The sequence below is a fragment of the Micromonospora foliorum genome (assembly GCF_022229015.1).
GTDB lineage: Bacteria > Actinomycetota > Actinomycetes > Mycobacteriales > Micromonosporaceae > Micromonospora > Micromonospora foliorum.
The window spans coordinates 1-1,061 of sequence record NZ_JAKKFF010000535.1 but is presented as its reverse complement, the minus strand read 5'-3'; the positions used below and the strand labels follow the sequence as shown (position 1 = coordinate 1,061).

Below are 1,061 nucleotides of genomic sequence, written 5' to 3'. Positions count from 1 at the left end.
TGCCCAGCCCGACCACCGCGTCCACAGGCGTCCCGGCGGCGCGGGCGGCCAGCGCCAGGCCGACCACCCCACCCAGCGAGTGCCCGAGCACGACCAGGCGGTCGTCGGGGGCGAGGGCCTGCGCGATCCGCTGGGCGAAACCCGCGAAGGAGTACGACGGCAGCGGCGGCGCCCAGCCGTGGCCGGCGAGGTCCGGTGCCAGCCACCGCCCGGGCCAGTGCTGTTCGAGGTACGGCGCCCAGGGCAACCACACGTCCCCGGTCGCCCCCATGCCGTGCAGCAGCAGCAGGACCGGCCTACGGCCGGCGTGACCACCCGATTTCTCCACCACGGCCGCAGTCTCCCACGGTTCACGGCCCGGTACGAGAGCCGTCGATGACGGCGTACGACGGACCGCGCGGACAAACGCCGCGGGCGCCGGCCCCTTGTGGGAGACGGCGCCCGCGGCGGTCAGCGTGCCCGGGTCAGGCGGAGTAGCCCCGGCTGGCGATCCAGTTGGCCAGGTCGATCGTGGTGATCCAGTACGACGGATCGGCCGGGTTCGCCGAGTCGGCGATCCGCACGGTGCGACCGTTGTCCTTGTAACCCACGACGGCGATGTAGTGCCCGCCGCCGTAGGAGTGCCAGCCGCCGTCGGTGTCGGTGGCGTCACCGACGACGTTGGCCACCACGCCCCGGCCGTCGGTGATGGCGTTCACCACGTCGGCCTGGAGCCGGTCCATCTGGGCCGGGCTGGGCGCGCCGGGGAACATCCGGGTCCGGTACGGGGAGCCCTTCACCTCGGCGTTGAGCACCCGGGTGGTGTCCTCGGCCGAGTTGGTGCCCATCTCGGTGGTGCCCAGCTCGGCGCCGAGCTCCTCCTGGGTGCGGTCGATGCCGGCGGCGCTGAGCGCGTTGCGGGTGGCCGCCGGGCCGCAGTTGTAGTAGGTGTTCTGCGCCTCGTAGTCGTAGTCGAGCACCTTGGTCGCCGGCGGCTTCGGGCGCTCCGGCTTCCGGGTCAGGTCCGGGTTGCCGCTGGCCTTGGCGGCGGGCGACGCGGCGCTGGTGGCCGGGGCGGCCGT

At 74.0% G+C, this 1,061-nt stretch carries 2 protein-coding genes; both read right to left on the bottom strand.

Translation table 11 applies throughout. The annotated features are described in order from the left end of the window. A partial coding sequence (locus tag PSH25_RS29725) for an alpha/beta fold hydrolase (RefSeq protein WP_308193752.1) occupies positions 1-331 on the bottom strand: 331 nt, incomplete at its 3' end. Between the two features lie 133 nt (positions 332-464). Further along, the coding region (locus PSH25_RS29720; RefSeq protein WP_238662162.1) for a C39 family peptidase at positions 465-1,061 on the bottom strand (597 nt) is incomplete at its 5' end.